Consider the following 17,259-nt stretch of genomic DNA (forward strand, 5'->3'; position numbering starts at 1 on the left):
ATTTTAATTTATTAATGGTAATTTTATTATGAAGGTACTTCCTTTTCCCTTTTCACTTTCTACATAAACTTGACCGTTATGGTCCTCAACAATTCTCTTTACATAAGCTAAACCTAAACCATGCCCTTTAACATTGTGCAAATCTCCAGTATGCTCTCTGTAAAATTTTTCGAAAATTCTTTTCTGAGCTGTTTTACCCATTCCTAACCCATTATCCTTAACTTTAATGATAACCATATCTTTTACATTTTCAGTATAAACATCAATTTTAGGAACATCGGGAGAATACTTAATTGCGTTTTCTAATATATTAACCAGCACGTTTGTAAAATGTACATCATTTAATAAAACGGTCTTTCTTGTGGCATCATAATGCGTTGTAACTGTTCCCTCTCTATCTTCCAAAATCAAATTAACATGCTCAATTGCTTCATTAATGATTTCTTCTAAATTACAAGACTCCTTAGCTATGTCTAACTCTTTTTTCTCTAATTTAGAAATTCGCAGAACATTTTCTACTTGGGCATGCATCCTCTTATTCTCATCCCTAATCATTTGAAGGTAACGTAATACCTTTTCCTTATCATCAATTATTTTTGGATTTTTTATAGCATCCAGAGCTAAATTGATAGTTGCAATAGGCGTTTTAAATTCATGTGTCATATTATTAATAAAATCTGTTTTTATCTCAGATATATGACGTTGCCGAATCAATTGATTCAATGCACTCGAATAAGCAATAAGAATGATTAGCGTAAATATTATCGACAGTATCGTTATACTAACGAGCTCAGATAATAAAAATTTCTTTTTATGAGGAAATGTAACCAGCAATTGATATTTACTATTTCCCTCGTTATCCGTAAAAATAGGGATTGAATAAGTGGCATTTTTATCATATTTAAAATCATCCGACTTTACCTTTGTTGCCAAGTTATTACTATAAATCCCAAATTCGAATTTTGTATTTACACCGCGCTCCTCTAATTCTTTTTTTATTAGTTTCTGCAATATTTCTTTTGAAACTCTTTCTTCCAAAGGCATTGCTGAGGCAATATCTTTAAAAAATATTTCAAATTGAGCATTATCTAAAATATCCAAATTTCCTGATTTTTCAATTCTAACATCTGGAATTAAGCTTTGTCCAACGCCTGAATTATCAATATTATTGTTATTGTAAACTTCAGTAACACGCTTAGAATTAAAATTCTTAAATCTTTCCGTATCAAATTTCTTATCAAAGAACGAAGAAGATATTTTGTAATCTTCAGATATAATGCTGTTAGAATATATTATTGTTTTATTCGTTTTTGGATTTTTTTGAACGTAATAAAACTCTAATAAGTCATTTTTTTTAGGAACTTTTCCAGTACTGTCTTTATAATGATTGTACTTATCATAAAAACTGTATGCTTCTTGTTTTTGAAGTTTATCAGCAACATTACCAATAACTTGTTTAACATGAAATTTGAATTGCTCATCATTGTTTTTGAATGATGTATTAAACCAGTAAACTTGAACCAATATTATCCCAATCAAGGACAAGCTCATCAATAATACCAGTAATCTAAAAAAAAGTTTATTCATCGAAACAAAATTAGTATTTTAACAATATATTAAATAATACATTAACCAAACATTAACATCTAAGTAACATTTTGTTTAATCTTTAAAAATTTAAGAATTTTAACAATTTCTGACTTAGTTTCTTCAATATTTGTGTTTTTAATGACAAAATCACTTTTTGAAATGCGTTTTTCGTCATTCCATTGCATATTAATTCTTTTTAAAACCTGCTCCCGGGTGGTTTTATCTCTATCGATAACCCTTTGAATCCTTGTTTCTAAAGGTGCAATGACCGATATTATTATATCACAATTTTTATAGCCGCCACTTTCAAACAAAATGGCTGCTTCGTAAATTACAAATGGAGCGTCTTTATGATTTAATAGCCATTCCTTAAAATGTTTCTTTACGGCAGGGTGAACAATACCATTCAATTGTTCCAGTTTTTCAGGATTACTAAAAACTATTTCGGCAAGTTTTTCTCTGTTTAAAATATCATTTTCAAAAACTGTTTTACCAAATACAGTTTTAATTGCATTAATAACTTCTGAGGATTGCATCAGTTTTCTTGCTTCATCATCAGCAATATACACAGGAACTCCTAAAGATAGAAATTCATTGGCAATTGTAGTTTTCCCACTGCCAATACCACCTGTTAACCCAATAATTTTCGTCATATTACAATTTAAAGAATAACTCTGGAAAAGCTTCCTGTGGTTTTTGTTTCAGAATGATGATTTTTATAAATGATTCTAAAAATCCTCTTCCGTAACCATAGAATTGCTTCCAAACAGCAATTAGAGATAAATAGCCTATTTTCAGGCTCTTATTCTGGTAAGTAGACACCAAAAATAATACCAAAAAATAGCCAAAATAAAATTTAAGCAGTAAATCAAGATTAAAAATCAATAATACTATTGCTAAAATAAATCCTATTAAAAAGAAGGTTGGGAAGAAAAAAGTAATTTTATTATATTTAGGGTACCAGCTATTTAAGATTGGTCTTGCCTTACCAAATTTGTTCACCTGGACAGAAAACTTATCCCAGTCTATTCTTCGCTTGTGGTATACAAATGCTTTAGGAAAAAGTTTAGTTTCAAAACCCAAATTCCATAATCGTATGGATAAGTCTGGATCTTCTCCTGGGTGAATATTCCCAAAACCTTTTGATGCTTCAAAAGCTTTTCGAGATAATCCCATATTAAAACTTCGAGGCTGAAACTTATCTATTTTTTCTGAACCACCTCTGATTCCTCCAGTAGTAAGGAATGAAGTCATGGCGAAATTGATCGCTTTTTGAATATCTGAAAAACTATCCAAGGCTTTATCCGGCCCTCCAAAACAATCAACATAGTTTTGCTTCAAAGCGGTATCTACTTCCGATAAATAGTTTTTTGGAATAATGCAATCCGAATCAAAAATGATAAAATAGTCTCCTCTTGCCTTTTTCATTCCATAATTCCTGGAATCCCCGGGTCCTGAATTTTCTTTGTAATAGTAGGAAATATCTAATTTATCTCCATATTTTTGAGCAACATCCTGACATCTTATTGTTGAGCCATCTTCAACAATCACAATTTCAAAAATTTCATTATAATCCGTTTGTGATAAACTTTCTAAAAGCTCATCAACTTCGTCCGGACGATTGTAAACTGGAATGATTAGGGAAAATAACATACTCTTGAATGTGGTATTTAGGTATTATTTTTATTGATTCGAAAATTTTAACAAATGTAATCTTTATCCATAAAAAAACCATCAAATAGCAGTTGATGGTTTTTATAAAAATACAATTTTATTTATTCAAACATTTCCATTACCTCCTGGCTTACTCCCATATTTGAGAATCCACCGTCATGTAATAAATTTTGTAAAGTTACTTTTCTGGTTAAATCAGAAAATAGAGATACATTATAATTAGCACAATCTAAAGCAGTTGCATTCCCTAAAGGTGACATTTTTTCAGCAAAAGCTGTAAATCCACCAAAACCTTTTACCCCCTGACCTGCTTTTGTGGCTGTTGGTGATTGGGAAATAGTATTAACTCTTACTTTTTTATCTCTTCCAAAGAAATATCCAAAACTGCGGGCGATAGATTCTAAATAAGCTTTATTATCCGCCATATCATTATAATCAGGAAAAACACGTTGCGCTGCCATATAAGACAATGCAACGATACTTCCCCACTCGTTCATGGCATCTTTTTTATACAAAACCTGCATTACTTTATGAAAAGAAACGGCCGAAACATTCCAGCCTTTCTCCGTGTAATCGTAATTTTGATTGGTGTAATGGTTTCCTTTTCGGACATTTACAGACATTCCAATCGAATGCAAAACAAAATCGATTTTTCCTCCTAGAATTTCAATTGCCTGATCTACTAGGTTTTCAAGATCGTTTACAGATGTGGCATCCGCAGGTATAATTTGCGAACCTGTTTTTTGAGCGAGTTGATCAATAGTCCCCATTCTCATCGCGGCCGGCGCATTCGAAAGAATAAAAATCCCTCCTTCTTCATGCACTCTTTCAGCCGTTTTCCAAGCAATAGAATTTTCGTCTAATGCGCCAAAAATAATTCCTCTTTTTCCTTTTAGTAAGTTGTACATAATACAATTAATTTAAATTTTTTTTTATAAAAATAATGCACCTTAATTTCGAAATGATTAAACCATTGTGAAATTAAGATGCATTATGTAAACTAAATATTTAGTATAGGATTAAACGATACTTTCGATGTTAACTACTTCGTTTGTATCCGCTTTATAATCTACTCCTTCAACATCAAAGCCAAACAGATTGTAAAAATCTTTTCTGTACCCTTCTAAATCTCCTATTTCAGATAAATTTTCAGTTACAGCTTCAACCCACAATTTAGCCACTTTTTCCTGAACGTCAGGACGCATTTCTAAATCGTCAATACGAATTCTACCTTTTTCATCAACCGGAACTTCGTTTCCAGTATATAATCTTTCTTGATATAAACGTTGAATTTGCTCAATACAACCTTCATGAATTCCTTCTTCTTTCATTATTTTATACAATAAAGAAATATACAATGGAATAACAGGAATCGCAGAACTTGCTTGGGTTACCAATGCTTTATTTACAGAAACGAAAGCTTTCCCTTCAATATCAGCTAAACTGTCTGTAATAGAAAAAGCCGTCGCTTCAAGATGATCTTTAGCACGACCAATAGTACCTTTTCTATAAACTGCTTCCGTCAATGATGGTCCAATATAAGAATAAGCAACAGTTGTAGCGCCAGGAGCCAATAGATTTTCAGCTTTTAAAGCGTCAATCCACATACCCCAATCTTCACCGCCCATAACTGCAACAGTATTTTCAATATCATCACCACTGCAAGGCTCAATTGAAATTTCTGAAACTTTCCCGGAATGAAAATCAACGGTTTTATTGGTAAAAGTACTTCCGATAGGTTTCAAAACTGAACGATGCAAAACACCTGTAACCGGATGCATACGAACCGGAGAAGCTAAACTGTAGATTACTAAATCAACTTGACCTAAATCAGCTTTTATTAAATTTAATGTTTGTTTTTTAATTTCATTTGAAAACGCATCGCCATTAACACTTTTTGCGTATAAACCTGCTTTATGTGCTTCATTTTCAAAAGCAGCAGAATTATACCAACCCGGTGAAGCTGTTTTCCCTTCAGAAGGTGCTTTTTCAAAAAATACACCGATAGTTGATGCATCAGAACCAAAAGCACTTGTAATTCTGGAAGCCAAACCAAAACCAGTTGAAGCTCCAATTACTAATACTTTTTTAGCTCCTGCAATAGGACCTTTTGATTTAATATATTCAATTTGATTTTTAACATTTTGTTCGCATCCTTTTGGGTGAGATGTCGTACAAATAAATCCTCTCATTCTAGGTTCTATAATCATATTTTGTTATTCTTAAATTTATTATCTTGACATTACTTTTTTGCAAAACCACGCACAGTTCCTTTTTCTTAAAAGGAAACAAATATAAAGCTAAAAATTAATTCAGCAAGGCTTTTGCGTGATTTAAGGCTGAATCTGAAACGATAGTTCCCGATAACATTTGAGCTATTTCGACAATTCTTTCTTCATTACTCAATAACTTTAATTCAGATTGTGTGTCCTCACCAACAGTCGATTTGAATACTTTGAAATGTGCATTTCCTTTTGCAGCAATCTGTGGTAAGTGGGTAATGGCAAAAATTTGCATTTCATGACTCATCTCTTTCATGATTTCTCCCATTCTAATTGCAATCTCTCCCGAAACGCCAGTATCAATTTCATCAAAAATTAGTGTTGGTAATTTTGAGTATTGGGCCAATATCGCCTTTACAGCAAGCATAATTCTGGACATTTCTCCTCCAGAAGCCACTTTCTTCAACAAGCCGAAATCTGTTCCTTTATTAGCAGAAAACAAAAACTGAAGTTCATCTTTTCCGTTAGGCAAATAAGTTGAAGTTTCATTAAGCTCTATTTTAAAGCGCACATTTGGCATTCCCAAAGTTTCTAAAATACTAATTAATTTTTGAGACAAAACAGGAATTGACTCCAATCTATTTTTATGAATGGCATCCGAAAAATCATCTAATGCAATTGTTTTTTGCTTAATTGAATTAGTCAGTGCTGTAATTTCTTCTTCTATATTCCCTAATTCTAAAACTGAATTCTCTAATTTGGCCTGAATTTCCAATAATTCGTCCACTGCCGAAACCTGATGTTTCTTCTGCAGATTAAAAATCACTTGCAATTTTTGACTAATTAAATCCAATTGTTCAGGGTCATTAATAAGTTTCTCTGAGCATCGGTTTAGCTCATCTGAGATATCATCAAATTCAATTGTTATACTCGTAATTCTTTCTAATAAGGAATGATATTCTGTAGAGAAAGAAGCAATTTTCTGCAATGAAACTTTGATTTCATTCAAATTGTGTAAAACTCCTATTTGTTCTTCATTGGCAATAGCCAAAGATTTATCTATAGATTCTTTTATAATCTCAACATTATTCAACTTTTCAAAATCAGCTTCAAGAACTTCCTGTTCACCAGATTTTAATTGTGCAGCAACTAACTCATCTAGTAAAAAAGTATTGTATTCTTGTTCTTTTAGAGATTCAGTTTGTTTTTTAACCAGCGAATTAAGTTTAGATTTATCTGATTTATAACTTTTCAAAAGACTTTGATAATCTAGAATAGTCAACTGATTATTGGCAATTGCGTCTATAATTTCGAACTGAACATTTTCATCCGAAAGTTCTTGGGTTTGCTGTTGCGAATGAATATCAATCAAAAAAAGACTCAATTCCTGAAGCTCCTGAAGATTTACAGGACTGTCATTTATAAAAGCTCGTGATTTTCCCGAAGGCAGGATTTCACGTCTAATTATAGTGTCCTCTTCATAATCCAAATCATTTTCATCAAAAAAAGGACGCAAATTATATTTTGAGATTTCAAAATGAGCTTCAATAATACACTTTTCTTCTTTGTTTTTCAAAGATGTCAACTCGGCTCTTTTTCCTAAAACCAGGCCTAAAGCTCCTAAAATTATTGATTTACCTGCGCCAGTTTCTCCAGTAATTATTGAAAAACCTTTTGAAAAATCAATGGTTAATTTTTCTATAAGTGCATAATTTTTTATCGAAAGAGAGGTAATCATTTAAATTTATTTTGTGATGAAGAACAATGGGTATTTAGTTAATTGGAAAATCAATTAGTACTTAATTAATGCCCATTTAGTAGAGTTTAAAGGAGATACTTTATTCAAGTTTTCGACCAAATCCGTAATAGATATACTGGGACCACCTGAAAAAATTGAAACTATCTCATCTGATTTAGCGTCAAAAAATACACGTGTCAAAAATGCATTTGGTCTTGATTTATTCAATTTGGACAAATTAGATAAAGAGGTTTTGATTTTTTCTTTTGAAGATTTCAAATCCTGACTCATCAAATCTATTCCTGAATGATAATCGAATAAGGTTTGTCTAATGTCAATAAATGTAGGAGATAATAAATCGTTTATTAAAAAGTAACGATTTTGGTTACTATCGCTTTGAGTCCAACCTTTGTAACCGCCTTGTTGTGCAACATTTGAAATATTTTGGGCTGCTTCAAAATAAGGGTTTCCTGATTGTAATACAAAAGTATCCGCATCCATTCCTAAAATTATATTGCTATAAAAAGCTAACACAGATACTAAATTTGAATCGAAAGAAGTTGGATTGAAAATTAAATTCTCAAATTCAGTATATCGAAAACTGAAGTCTTTATCATTATAATTTAATACGGGAGAGGAATACGAGGAATTGAAAACCGGTCTTGATGATTGTACTTGAATCGTTGCCGTAAATTGATCAGAGTTGTTCGATAAAACAGTAATATACATCGAACAGTTAATCTTTTCATTTTGTTTAAAAGATTGTCCGGTCCAATCTGTTTTATTAACAAATTCACTTACTGAAGCTTCTAAAGTTTTAAAAACTTGTTGATTGGCATTACTTAATTTTTGTGCATTTACAGTCACCGTACAATTTAACTGTTGCGCTTGCGAAAGCCCAGAAGTCAGTAATAAAAGAAAAGTAATTATTTTATTCATAAAAATGTGCTACTACCTTGTTTAATATATCATCAGCAACTGCTTCCTTAGATTTTAAATCCATTGGTTCAATATTAAAAAACTTATCTATAAAGGTAACTTTATTTGTTGGTTTTCCAAAACCCGCTCCTGAATCTTGTAATGAATTTAAAACAATCAAATCTAAGTTTTTTTTCTGAATTTTCAGCTTCGCATTCTCAATTTCATTTTCAGTTTCCAAAGCAAAACCAATTAAAAACTGATTATCTTTGATTTCCCCTAAAGAAGCTAAGATATCCTTTGTTTTCTCCAGTTCAATAGTAAAATCATCTGCACTCTTTTTTATTTTTTGTGCAGCTACAATTTTCGGTCTGTAATCCGCAACAGCTGCTGCGGCAATCGCCACATCAACTTCACCATAATATTGATGACAGGCGTCATACATTTCCTGAGCAGAAACGACAGGAATCACTTTTATCAAAGGATTGCTTACTTTACAATGAGTGGGACCAGTAACCAGTATTACCGAAGCACCTAAATTTGCAGCGCTTGAAGCAATATCAAAACCCATTTTTCCTGATGAATGATTTCCTATAAAACGCACCGGGTCTATCGCTTCGTAGGTAGGACCAGCGGTAATTAATATTTTTCTACCTTTTAATGGCAACCTGCTTTCTAAATCAGCTTCTATAAATGCAACGATATGTTCCGGTTCCGCCATTCTTCCTTCTCCTGAAAGTCCACTAGCCAATTCTCCGCTTTCAGCAGGAATTATAGTATCACCAAATTGAGTCAGAGAGAAAAAATTAGCAATGGTGGATGGATGTTTGTACATATCCAAATCCATCGCAGGAGCATAATAAACTGGGCATTTTGCAGATAAATAAGCTGCAATCAAAAGATTATCACAGGTACCATTTGCCATTTTAGACAAGGTATTTGCAGTAGCTGGAGCAATAACCATTAAATCAGCCCAAAGAGCTAATTCAACATGATTGTTCCATTTTTCATTCTCGTCATCTTGATTGTAAAAGCTGGAAAATACAGGATTTTTTGATAACGTAGATAACGTTAATGGAGTTATAAAATCCTTAGAAGCAGGTGTCATTATCACTTGGACATGTGCACCTGCTTTTATGAAAAGTCGCACTAATGAAGCTGTTTTATAGGCTGCAATTCCACCAGAAATACCTAGTAAAATTTTCTTACCGTTTAAAACTGACATTGTACTATTATTTATTTGAATCCCTGTGGTAGATTTTACCATCCAACCATTCTTGAACTGCTAAAGCGTGTGGCTTAGGCAATTTTTCGTAAAATTTAGAAACCTCAATTTGTTCTTTATTTTCAAAAACTTCTTCAAGACTGTCATTATATGTAGCAAATTCTTCCAATTTTTCTGTCAATTCCTTTTTGATTTCAGAATTGATTTGGTTTGCTCTTTTAGCCATAATTGTTATCGCTTCATACACGTTACCAGTAGGTTCTTCAATAACGTTTTTGTTGTATGTTATTGTATTTACCGGAGCATTCGTCTTTTTTAAATCCATGACTTTATTTATTAAATTTTTGTAAATCTTTTTCAATTCGAGCTAACATTTCGTCCGCTGTCTTTTTATATTTTGAATTCGCATTAAATTTTACAAGATTTGAATGTGCTGTTTTTGCTACATTTAATCTTTCTTCCATTTTTGCAGGAATACTGTTAATTGCTAATTGGTAAGCAGAATCATATTTATAAAACAAGGCATCTTCCTTGTATGTTGTACCAGGATAATCGCCTAAAAAATTATCAAAAGCTACTATTGCAGACTTGTAATCTGAAATAGTATTATATCCTTTAGCATTTTCATACACCTTTTTTTCAATCTTTTCGGTTAGCACTTTTACAGTTGCATTTGCCTCAGCTAAATATTCAGAATTAGGATAATTATCTATAAATGCTTGTAATTTCTCAATGGCTTTAAAAGTATCCTTCTGATCCAAGCTATATACTGGCGAAAGCATTGAATAGCTTTTTGCACCTAAATAAGCAGCTTCTTGTATTTTTTCACTTTTTGGATACCCAGATACAAAACTCTCAAATTGATATCCCGCTAAATAGTATTGTTTGGTTTTGTAATAGGATTGGGCAAACATGTAAAACAACTTTTCAGCTTGTGGTTTCCCTCTGTAAGCGGGAGCAATTTGCTCAAAAATGCGTATTGCTTTGGTATATTTACCTGAATCATACAATTTAGTTGCCATATCAAATTTTACAGCAACATCTTCGGTTTTCAATGCTTTTTGATATTCATTGCAAGAACTAAAAACAACAATAAGAAGCAATAGAGATATTATTTTTTTCATTTTTTTACTTTTTTCCTGATTTTCGCAGTTTATTTTAACATAAAAAATCATACCGAAGTTTCGGTGGCAAATTTAGTTATTAATTTAGCTACTTCAAAATATATTTTTGTTTAAAAAAATATAACGTTTATTACCCTATTTTATTGATTTTTTTAACAAACTGATCAATTCGTTCCGCTAATATTTCATCTGCTTTTATCAATGGCAGACGAACTACATTTTCAGCTATTCCCAGTGATAGAAACACTTGTTTGATTCCAGCAGGATTTCCTTGTTCGAAAATCATATCAATACAATCATCTAAAATGTATTGTGTTTTGAATGCTTCATCCACTTTTCTATTCAAACCCAGTCGAATCATTTCAGAAAATTCTTTTGGAAAACCTTGTCCGATTACAGATATAACGCCCGATCCACCTGCCAAAACCATTGGTAAAGCAATCATGTCATCTCCAGAAATCACCAGAAAATCTTTTGGCTTATTTTTTAGTAACTGCATGGCCTGCACCAAATCCCCTGCAGCTTCCTTGATGGCAACCACATTTTTAAAATCATTTGCCAAACGCAAAACAGTTGAAGGCAACATATTACTAGCCGTTCTTCCTGGAACATTATATAAAATTACTGGAATTGGAGATGCTTCGGCGACTGCTTTGAAGTGTTGATAAATACCTTCTTGCGTTGGTTTATTATAATACGGTGAAACAGAAAGAATTGCCGCAAACGATGATAAATCTCTAGTTTTAAGCTCGTCGACTACTTTCATCGTGTTATTTCCACCTACTCCTAAAACTAAAGGCAAACTACCGTTATTAGCATCAATAACAGTTTTAATAACTAATTCTTTTTCCTCTTGAGACAATGTAGCATTTTCGGCAGTTGTGCCTAGCACTACAAGATATTCAATTCCTCCGTCGATTGAAAAATTTACAATTCTTCGCAATGCTTCCGTGTCAATTGAAAAATCTTCTTTAAATGGAGTTACAAGGGCAACACCAGTTCCTATAAATGATTGCATATTATTGTATTATATTTTGTTTAAATAATTTTAAATATCTGAATAATTCAGCTGTGAAAACCTTATAATTTTTGACATTTGTATCAACCGTCAAATGGTTTAATTTTTTGTCTATTGCGGAAAAACCTACTTTAAATGATGCTTTCGAATTATGAGTAATAAGCATTAATATTGCTTTTTCTACATCATAAAAACTGATCAGTAAATCAAACTTCTCATTGATAAAATCGTTTACATTTGGGTTTTCAATTTCTCCCTTCCAATTAAGATGTTTATCACTGAAACCAACTTGTGAATTTACTTCATTTGACTTAAATCTGTCTCTGTAAACTATAACTTTAATACTTTTCTTTGGAATTCCGTTTGCTATTAACTCATTAATCAGGACCTCCTTTTCTGAGAAATGACTTGCATCAATAAGCAAACCAACAGTTTCTATTTCAACTGAAAGTATATTACTTTTTAAATCATGCAAACTGTTTTTCAATTTATTTTTTACGTAGAAATCCTTTATATAATTTAAAAACATACTACTTTTACTTTGTTACAAAATTAATTAATTAAGTCGCATTTAAAATGGTAAATCTAAAAAAGTATAACGATGTTTTAAAACTTTTTGTTATATTCTTAACATTTTTTTTTATTGTTTCCTGTAGTAAACAAAATTACCATGTTTCTAAAATAGAAGGCAAACGAATTCCCATCACTGAAAAGGGAAATGTGGTTGCTAATTCAAGCGAACAGGCAATACAAATCGAAAACTTCATTAAACCGTATCGCGAACATATTAATAAAGATCTAGACAGTATTCTTGCCTATTGTCCGGTTACGCTAGATAAAAGCTCCGGTAAATGGCAGTCAACTATTGGGAATTTAATAGCTGACGTTACACTGAAGCGAGGCAATCTGGTATTTAATGCCCGAGAAAAAAAGAAAATCGATATTTGTTTACTCAATCACGGTGGCATTCGTTCTATTCTCCCAAAAGGGCATGTAACCAGCAGAACGGCTTTTGAAATCATGCCTTTTGAAAATACTATGGTTGTTATTGCTTTGAAAGGAGAACAAATTCTTGAATTGGTTGACTATTTTATCGCCGAAAAAAAACCACATCCAATCTCCGGAATTAGTTTTACAATTGGCAAAAATAACGCAGCCAAAAACATCTTAGTTCAAGGAAAACCAGTTGAAAAAGACAAAATTTATTATGTTGGAACTAATGATTATTTATCAAATGGTGGTGATAACATGAGTTTCTTTAAAAAAGGAGTTCAGAAATTTGATTTGGATTACAAACTGCGAAATATTCTGATTGATTATTTCAAAGAAGTGGATACAATTCCTGTTATCAATGATATCCGAATTTCTGTTGAATAAAAAATATGAATTCAGTCTCAGTATTCAGTTTTGAATAGCTAGAAAATTGTTCCATAAATATATAGCCCTAGCCCCGAGTGAAGTGTAAATCCTTTTTATCCGCCTTTTTGGCGGATAAAAAGATTGAAACGGAAAGCGGGACACGAGCAAAGCGAACTGACGAAGTAAATAGCTCCAAAAAAAATAATAATGAAAAGAAGAGATTTTATAGAAAAAACAGCTGCCAGTTCGGCATTATTAAGTTTAGGTTTATCATTGAGCAGTTTTGAAAATAAGGAAACGAAACATCTCACAATTCTGCATACCAATGACGTACACAGTTATATTGATCCATTTCCTGCAAATCATCCCAGAAACCCAAATATGGGGGGCGTTGTTCGAAGAGCTGCTCTAATTGAAACAATAAGAAAGGAAAATCCAAATGTTTTGTTACTTGATGCTGGCGATATTTTTCAGGGGACTCCTTATTTTAACTATTATGGCGGTGAGTTAGAGTTCAAGTTAATGAGTATGATGCAATATGATCTTTCGACCATAGGAAATCATGATTTTGACAATGGAGTTGAAGGCTTGTATGCCCAAATGCCCCATGCTACGTTTGAATTTGTATCGGCAAACTATGATTTCAAAAATACGGTAATGGATGGCCTCGTGAAGCCTTATAAAATTTTCAATAAAAACGGAATTAAAGTGGGCGTTTTTGGACTTGGAATAGAATTGGATGGTTTGGTAGATAAAGCAATGTATAAAGAAACGGTATATAACAATCCTGTTGAGGCTGCACAAGATATGGTTCGCATATTAAAGAAAGAAAATAAATGCGATTTAGTGATTTGTTTGTCACACTTAGGATATAACTACAAAGACGAACCCAATAAACTTTGTGACTTAAAATTAGCTGCAATTACACAAGATATTGATTTGATAATTGGAGGACATACTCATACATTTCTTGATAAACCTGCTATTGTTAAAAATCTTGTCGACAAAGAAGTTTTAGTAAATCAAGTGGGTTGTTACGGAATTAATTTGGGCAGAATTGATTTTTATCTGAATAATAATAATAATAAGCAGAATGCCTTTAAAGGAACATCAATTATTGTTTAATTTTCTTAAAGACCTGTCATTTGCAATAAAGTAATTTACCATAAAAAAATACGAAAATACCTGAGTACTTATTTCGATAAGACTAAAAGCGGAAAGTGGTAGGTAAAATCCATTTAAAACATAAAAAATATCAGAAAACAAAAAACACAATGACATTAGAAGTAAATTTAGAAAAGCAAAATTGCTTTTTGTAATATATTTTACAACAGATATGCAAATCATAATACTTAGTACGATACTGTAAACTATAATAAGCGAAAAATCTGTTTTCATCTTCTCAAATGGCAAGCTTAAAATAGTAATCGATAAAACTACCATCACGATTATTATGCTTATCAAGGATATCAAATCTAAAGTTCCGAACTTAATTTTTTTTATACTAGGAATAAGATGTATGATGAGAAGTAAATAAACAATCAAAAAACTAAGTACAGCGCCAATTTCTGAATCTTCATAGTCCATCAAAATAAAGACATCTCCTATAAAAGAAAAGAGAAAAATTCCTCCTTTAATTAAGTCAATTTTATAATTATTTGTAGTAAGATAATAGATAAAAATTGATGATACTACCAGAGATTTTGCGTAAATTAAATACGAATCTGGTCCTGCTAAAGTAAATACTATAGAAAGAATACTAGCTATAAAATATAATATTAGTGATGGTGTATTAGCTTTCATTTATCAATATCATAAAATCATCTTCAGAAATTATTGGAACATTTAATTTATTTGCTTTTTCTAATTTAGCAGGTCCCATATTATCTCCTGCAATCACATAATCAGTTTTTGCCGAAATAGAACTTCCCACTTTACCTCCGTTATCTTCAATTGCTTTTTTCAAATCATCTCTTGAATATTTTTCGAAAACGCCAGAAACGACAAAGGTTTTTCCAGAGAGTTTATTGGTTGCATTTGGATTTACTTTTTCAACAATTTCAAATTGGATTCCGTAGCTTTTTAATCTTTCAATAATAATTCTATTTTCTATATTTTCAAAAAAATCAATCACACTTTGTGCTATTCTATCTCCTATTTCATCCACTAAAACCAAATCCATCAGTGTAGCCTGACTTAATGCGTCAATACTTTTATAATGTTTGGCTAATTTCTTAGCAACAGTTTCTCCCACAAATCGTATTCCGATAGCGTACAGAACCCGTTCAAAAGGAATATTTACTGAATTTTTGACGCCTTTAACTAAATTCTCAGCCGATTTTTGAGCCATTCTTTCCAAAGGAAGAATTTGTTCCACTGTTAATTCATACAAATCTGCAAAATTATGAACCAATCCGTTATTAAAAAGTAGCGCAACTGTTTCTCCGCCAAGGCCTTCAATGTCCATGGCTTTTCGTGAAATATAATGCTGAATTCTTCCAATAATCTGCGGTGGACAACCGTAAAAATTGGGACAATAATGATTTGCTTCCCCTTCTCCTCTTACCAATTCCGTATGGCATTCCGGGCAATGAGTGATATATTTTGTAGGTGCCGAATTTTCATTGCGTTTTGTAAAATCAACGGCAATAATTTTAGGAATAATCTCCCCTCCTTTTTCGACAAAAACAGTATCGCCAACACGTATATCTAATTTTTCAATTTGATCGGCATTATGCAGTGAAGCACGCTTTACGATTGTTCCCGCTAATTGCACTGGTTCTAAATTTGCTACTGGCGTAATCGCACCCGTTCTTCCTACTTGATAGGAAATTGAACTTAATTTTGTTGAAACTTGTTCTGATTTAAATTTGTAGGCAATCGCCCAACGTGGTGATTTAGCAGTAAAACCCAATTCATCCTGAAAATAAAAAGAATTTACTTTCACCACTACTCCATCCGTTTCATAAGGAAGATTATGTCTGTGGATATCCCAATAATCTATAAATTCAAAAACTTCTTCCAAATTATGAGCTAATTTAGCTTCTTTCGGCACTTTGAAACCCCATTTTCTGGCTGTTTCTAATCCATCAAACTGAGAATTGAAAGGTAATTTATGTCCAATTAAAAAATATAGTAAACAATCCAAGGGTCTTTTTGCAACTTCAGCACTGTCCTGCAATTTCAAACTTCCCGAAGCGGTATTTCTAGGATTTGAATAAGGTAATTCACCAATTTCCATTAGCTCTTGGTTCATTTTTTCGAAGCCGGCAAATGGCAAAATAATTTCGCCTCGGACATCAAATTTCTCAGGAAAATTGCCTTTTAATTTTAAAGGAATTGACTTTATAGTTTTTATGTTATTAGTCACATCATCTCCCTGAAAACCATCGCCACGAGTCACCGCTCTTTTTAATTTTCCATTTTCATAGGTAATACTGATGGAAGCGCCATCGTATTTTAATTCGCAGGTATATTCTAAAGGAACATCTCCTAATACTTTTTGAATGCGTTTTTCCCAATCCGATAACTCTTCTTTGGAATAGGAATTATCCAACGAATACATCCGATGCTCATGAGGAACTGTTTGAAAGTTTTTAGTAATTGTTCCTCCAACTCTTTGCGTAGGCGAATTTTCATCAAAATATTCGGGATATTTATCTTCTAAATCCTGGAGTTGCTTTAATTTCAGATCAAATTCAAAATCAGAAATTGTTGGTTTATCTAACACATAATAATTATAGTTGTGTTGATTTAATTCCTCTCTTAATGTTTGAATCGTATTTTGAATGTCCATAGAAAATAAAAATTGGCTATTTTAGCTTTATAAATAATCTACTAAAATAACCAATTTAAAAAGAATAGCAATAAAATTATGACTCTATAATTGTATTTATTTGTTTGTATAAAAGGCCATCACTTAAAAAAGCACCTTGTTGTATTAAGGCAAAAATAGAAGTGTTGCGCTCCTCTGAAAATTCTTTTTTTCCAGTTTTCATTTCAATGGTCTCGGTAAACATATTATCGCTAAGCCATTGCAATCCTTCTCTAGTCAAAAAATCAGTTTCTGGAACTAGTGATTTTAAAACTATTGATTGAACGTGAGTATCAAAGCACTCAAAAAGGAAAATATGGTTCTTCGAAAAATGCTCTAAATAAATTGCTTTTAAAAGAACTCCTTCCCAAATTAAATCAGAAAATACGTCCAATTCCTGCTCGGCCACTTCTGGTTTTTCTGCTTTAATTTTATCCCATTCGGCTTTGTCAATTGCTTGAGTAGCTAAGAATGTGCTGAATTCCTGATTCAACTCTTCAAATTGTTCTTTTGTTAATCTTGAATATTTCATTGTTATAATTTTTACCACCAGGGCGCTAAGACGTAAAGTTTTTTT

The 17,259-nt window shown here is 32.0% G+C and carries 17 protein-coding genes; 2 read left to right on the forward strand and 15 right to left on the reverse strand.

Annotation, left to right across the window (positions count from 1 at the left end; genetic code table 11):
* Window positions 1–3 precede the first annotated feature (3 nt).
* The 12 genes from BUC23_RS04865 to BUC23_RS04920 form a co-directional block, all read right to left on the reverse strand.
* Entirely contained in the window at window positions 4–1,587 is a 1,584-nt protein-coding gene (locus tag BUC23_RS04865; protein ID WP_073206319.1) for a sensor histidine kinase, read from the reverse strand.
* A 59-nt stretch (window positions 1,588–1,646) separates the two neighbouring features.
* Window positions 1,647–2,243, reverse strand: coding sequence for a dephospho-CoA kinase (coaE, locus tag BUC23_RS04870; RefSeq protein WP_073206322.1), 597 nt, complete (start codon window positions 2,241–2,243; stop codon window positions 1,647–1,649).
* A gap of 1 nt (window position 2,244) precedes the next feature.
* Window positions 2,245–3,243: a glycosyltransferase family 2 protein gene (locus tag BUC23_RS04875; protein ID WP_073206326.1), complete on the reverse strand. Its 999-nt coding sequence runs from the start codon at window positions 3,241–3,243 to the stop codon at window positions 2,245–2,247.
* A gap of 122 nt (window positions 3,244–3,365) precedes the next feature.
* A complete protein-coding gene (locus BUC23_RS04880) occupies window positions 3,366–4,172 on the reverse strand; it encodes an enoyl-ACP reductase FabI (RefSeq protein ID WP_073206328.1) in 807 nt (268 codons plus the stop codon).
* A gap of 111 nt (window positions 4,173–4,283) precedes the next feature.
* Window positions 4,284–5,474 (reverse strand): enoyl-ACP reductase FabV, encoded by a 1,191-nt coding sequence (fabV, locus tag BUC23_RS04885; RefSeq protein WP_073206331.1) that lies wholly within the window; start codon window positions 5,472–5,474, stop codon window positions 4,284–4,286.
* Between the two features lie 97 nt (window positions 5,475–5,571).
* Window positions 5,572–7,224: a DNA repair protein RecN gene (recN, locus tag BUC23_RS04890; protein WP_073206334.1), complete on the reverse strand. Its 1,653-nt coding sequence runs from the start codon at window positions 7,222–7,224 to the stop codon at window positions 5,572–5,574.
* 54 nt (window positions 7,225–7,278) lie between these two features.
* Window positions 7,279–8,163, reverse strand: a complete 885-nt coding sequence (porD, locus tag BUC23_RS04895) for a type IX secretion system protein PorD (RefSeq protein ID WP_073206337.1) — start codon at window positions 8,161–8,163, stop codon at window positions 7,279–7,281.
* Complete coding sequence (gene coaBC / locus BUC23_RS04900) at window positions 8,156–9,367, reverse strand: bifunctional phosphopantothenoylcysteine decarboxylase/phosphopantothenate--cysteine ligase CoaBC (RefSeq protein ID WP_073206800.1); 1,212 nt, start codon at window positions 9,365–9,367, stop codon at window positions 8,156–8,158. Before coaBC ends, porD begins: the two co-directional genes overlap by 8 nt.
* A gap of 7 nt (window positions 9,368–9,374) precedes the next feature.
* Entirely contained in the window at window positions 9,375–9,692 is a 318-nt protein-coding gene (locus BUC23_RS04905) for a DNA-directed RNA polymerase subunit omega (protein WP_035671643.1), read from the reverse strand.
* A 4-nt stretch (window positions 9,693–9,696) separates the two neighbouring features.
* Window positions 9,697–10,491, reverse strand: a complete 795-nt coding sequence (locus BUC23_RS04910) for an outer membrane protein assembly factor BamD (RefSeq protein ID WP_073206803.1) — start codon at window positions 10,489–10,491, stop codon at window positions 9,697–9,699.
* Between the two features lie 130 nt (window positions 10,492–10,621).
* Window positions 10,622–11,509 (reverse strand): 4-hydroxy-tetrahydrodipicolinate synthase, encoded by an 888-nt coding sequence (dapA, locus tag BUC23_RS04915; protein ID WP_073206341.1) that lies wholly within the window; start codon window positions 11,507–11,509, stop codon window positions 10,622–10,624.
* A gap of 1 nt (window position 11,510) precedes the next feature.
* Window positions 11,511–12,038 (reverse strand): DUF6913 domain-containing protein, encoded by a 528-nt coding sequence (locus BUC23_RS04920; RefSeq protein ID WP_073206345.1) that lies wholly within the window; start codon window positions 12,036–12,038, stop codon window positions 11,511–11,513.
* Between the two features lie 47 nt (window positions 12,039–12,085).
* Here BUC23_RS04920 and BUC23_RS04925 point away from each other — a divergent pair, with 47 nt between their 5' ends.
* On the forward strand, window positions 12,086–12,886 hold the full coding sequence (locus tag BUC23_RS04925) for a 5'-nucleotidase C-terminal domain-containing protein (RefSeq protein WP_073206349.1): 801 nt from the start codon (window positions 12,086–12,088) through the stop codon (window positions 12,884–12,886).
* A 189-nt stretch (window positions 12,887–13,075) separates the two neighbouring features.
* The gene (locus BUC23_RS04930; RefSeq protein ID WP_073206352.1) at window positions 13,076–13,993 is read left to right on the forward strand and encodes a bifunctional metallophosphatase/5'-nucleotidase; all 918 of its coding nucleotides are present in this window, start codon (window positions 13,076–13,078) and stop codon (window positions 13,991–13,993) included.
* Here BUC23_RS04930 and BUC23_RS04935 read toward each other — a convergent pair.
* The 3 genes from BUC23_RS04935 to BUC23_RS04945 all read right to left on the reverse strand — a co-directional run bounded on the left by BUC23_RS04935 (window position 13,979) and on the right by BUC23_RS04945 (window position 17,214).
* Window positions 13,979–14,671, reverse strand: a complete 693-nt coding sequence (locus BUC23_RS04935; protein ID WP_073206355.1) for a lysoplasmalogenase family protein — start codon at window positions 14,669–14,671, stop codon at window positions 13,979–13,981. The two genes, BUC23_RS04930 and BUC23_RS04935, sit on opposite strands and share 15 nt — an antisense overlap.
* Window positions 14,661–16,664 carry an NAD-dependent DNA ligase LigA gene (ligA, locus tag BUC23_RS04940; protein WP_073206358.1) on the reverse strand — a complete coding sequence of 668 codons (2,004 nt, stop codon included), beginning with the start codon at window positions 16,662–16,664 and terminating at the stop codon, window positions 14,661–14,663. The genes BUC23_RS04935 and ligA overlap by 11 nt, the downstream gene beginning before the upstream one ends.
* Before the next feature lie 76 nt (window positions 16,665–16,740).
* Window positions 16,741–17,214, reverse strand: coding sequence for a DUF6495 family protein (locus BUC23_RS04945; RefSeq protein WP_073206806.1), 474 nt, complete (start codon window positions 17,212–17,214; stop codon window positions 16,741–16,743).
* Between the last annotated feature and the right edge of the window lie 45 nt (window positions 17,215–17,259).

This window comes from Flavobacterium xinjiangense (assembly GCF_900142885.1).
Classification (GTDB): domain Bacteria; phylum Bacteroidota; class Bacteroidia; order Flavobacteriales; family Flavobacteriaceae; genus Flavobacterium; species Flavobacterium xinjiangense.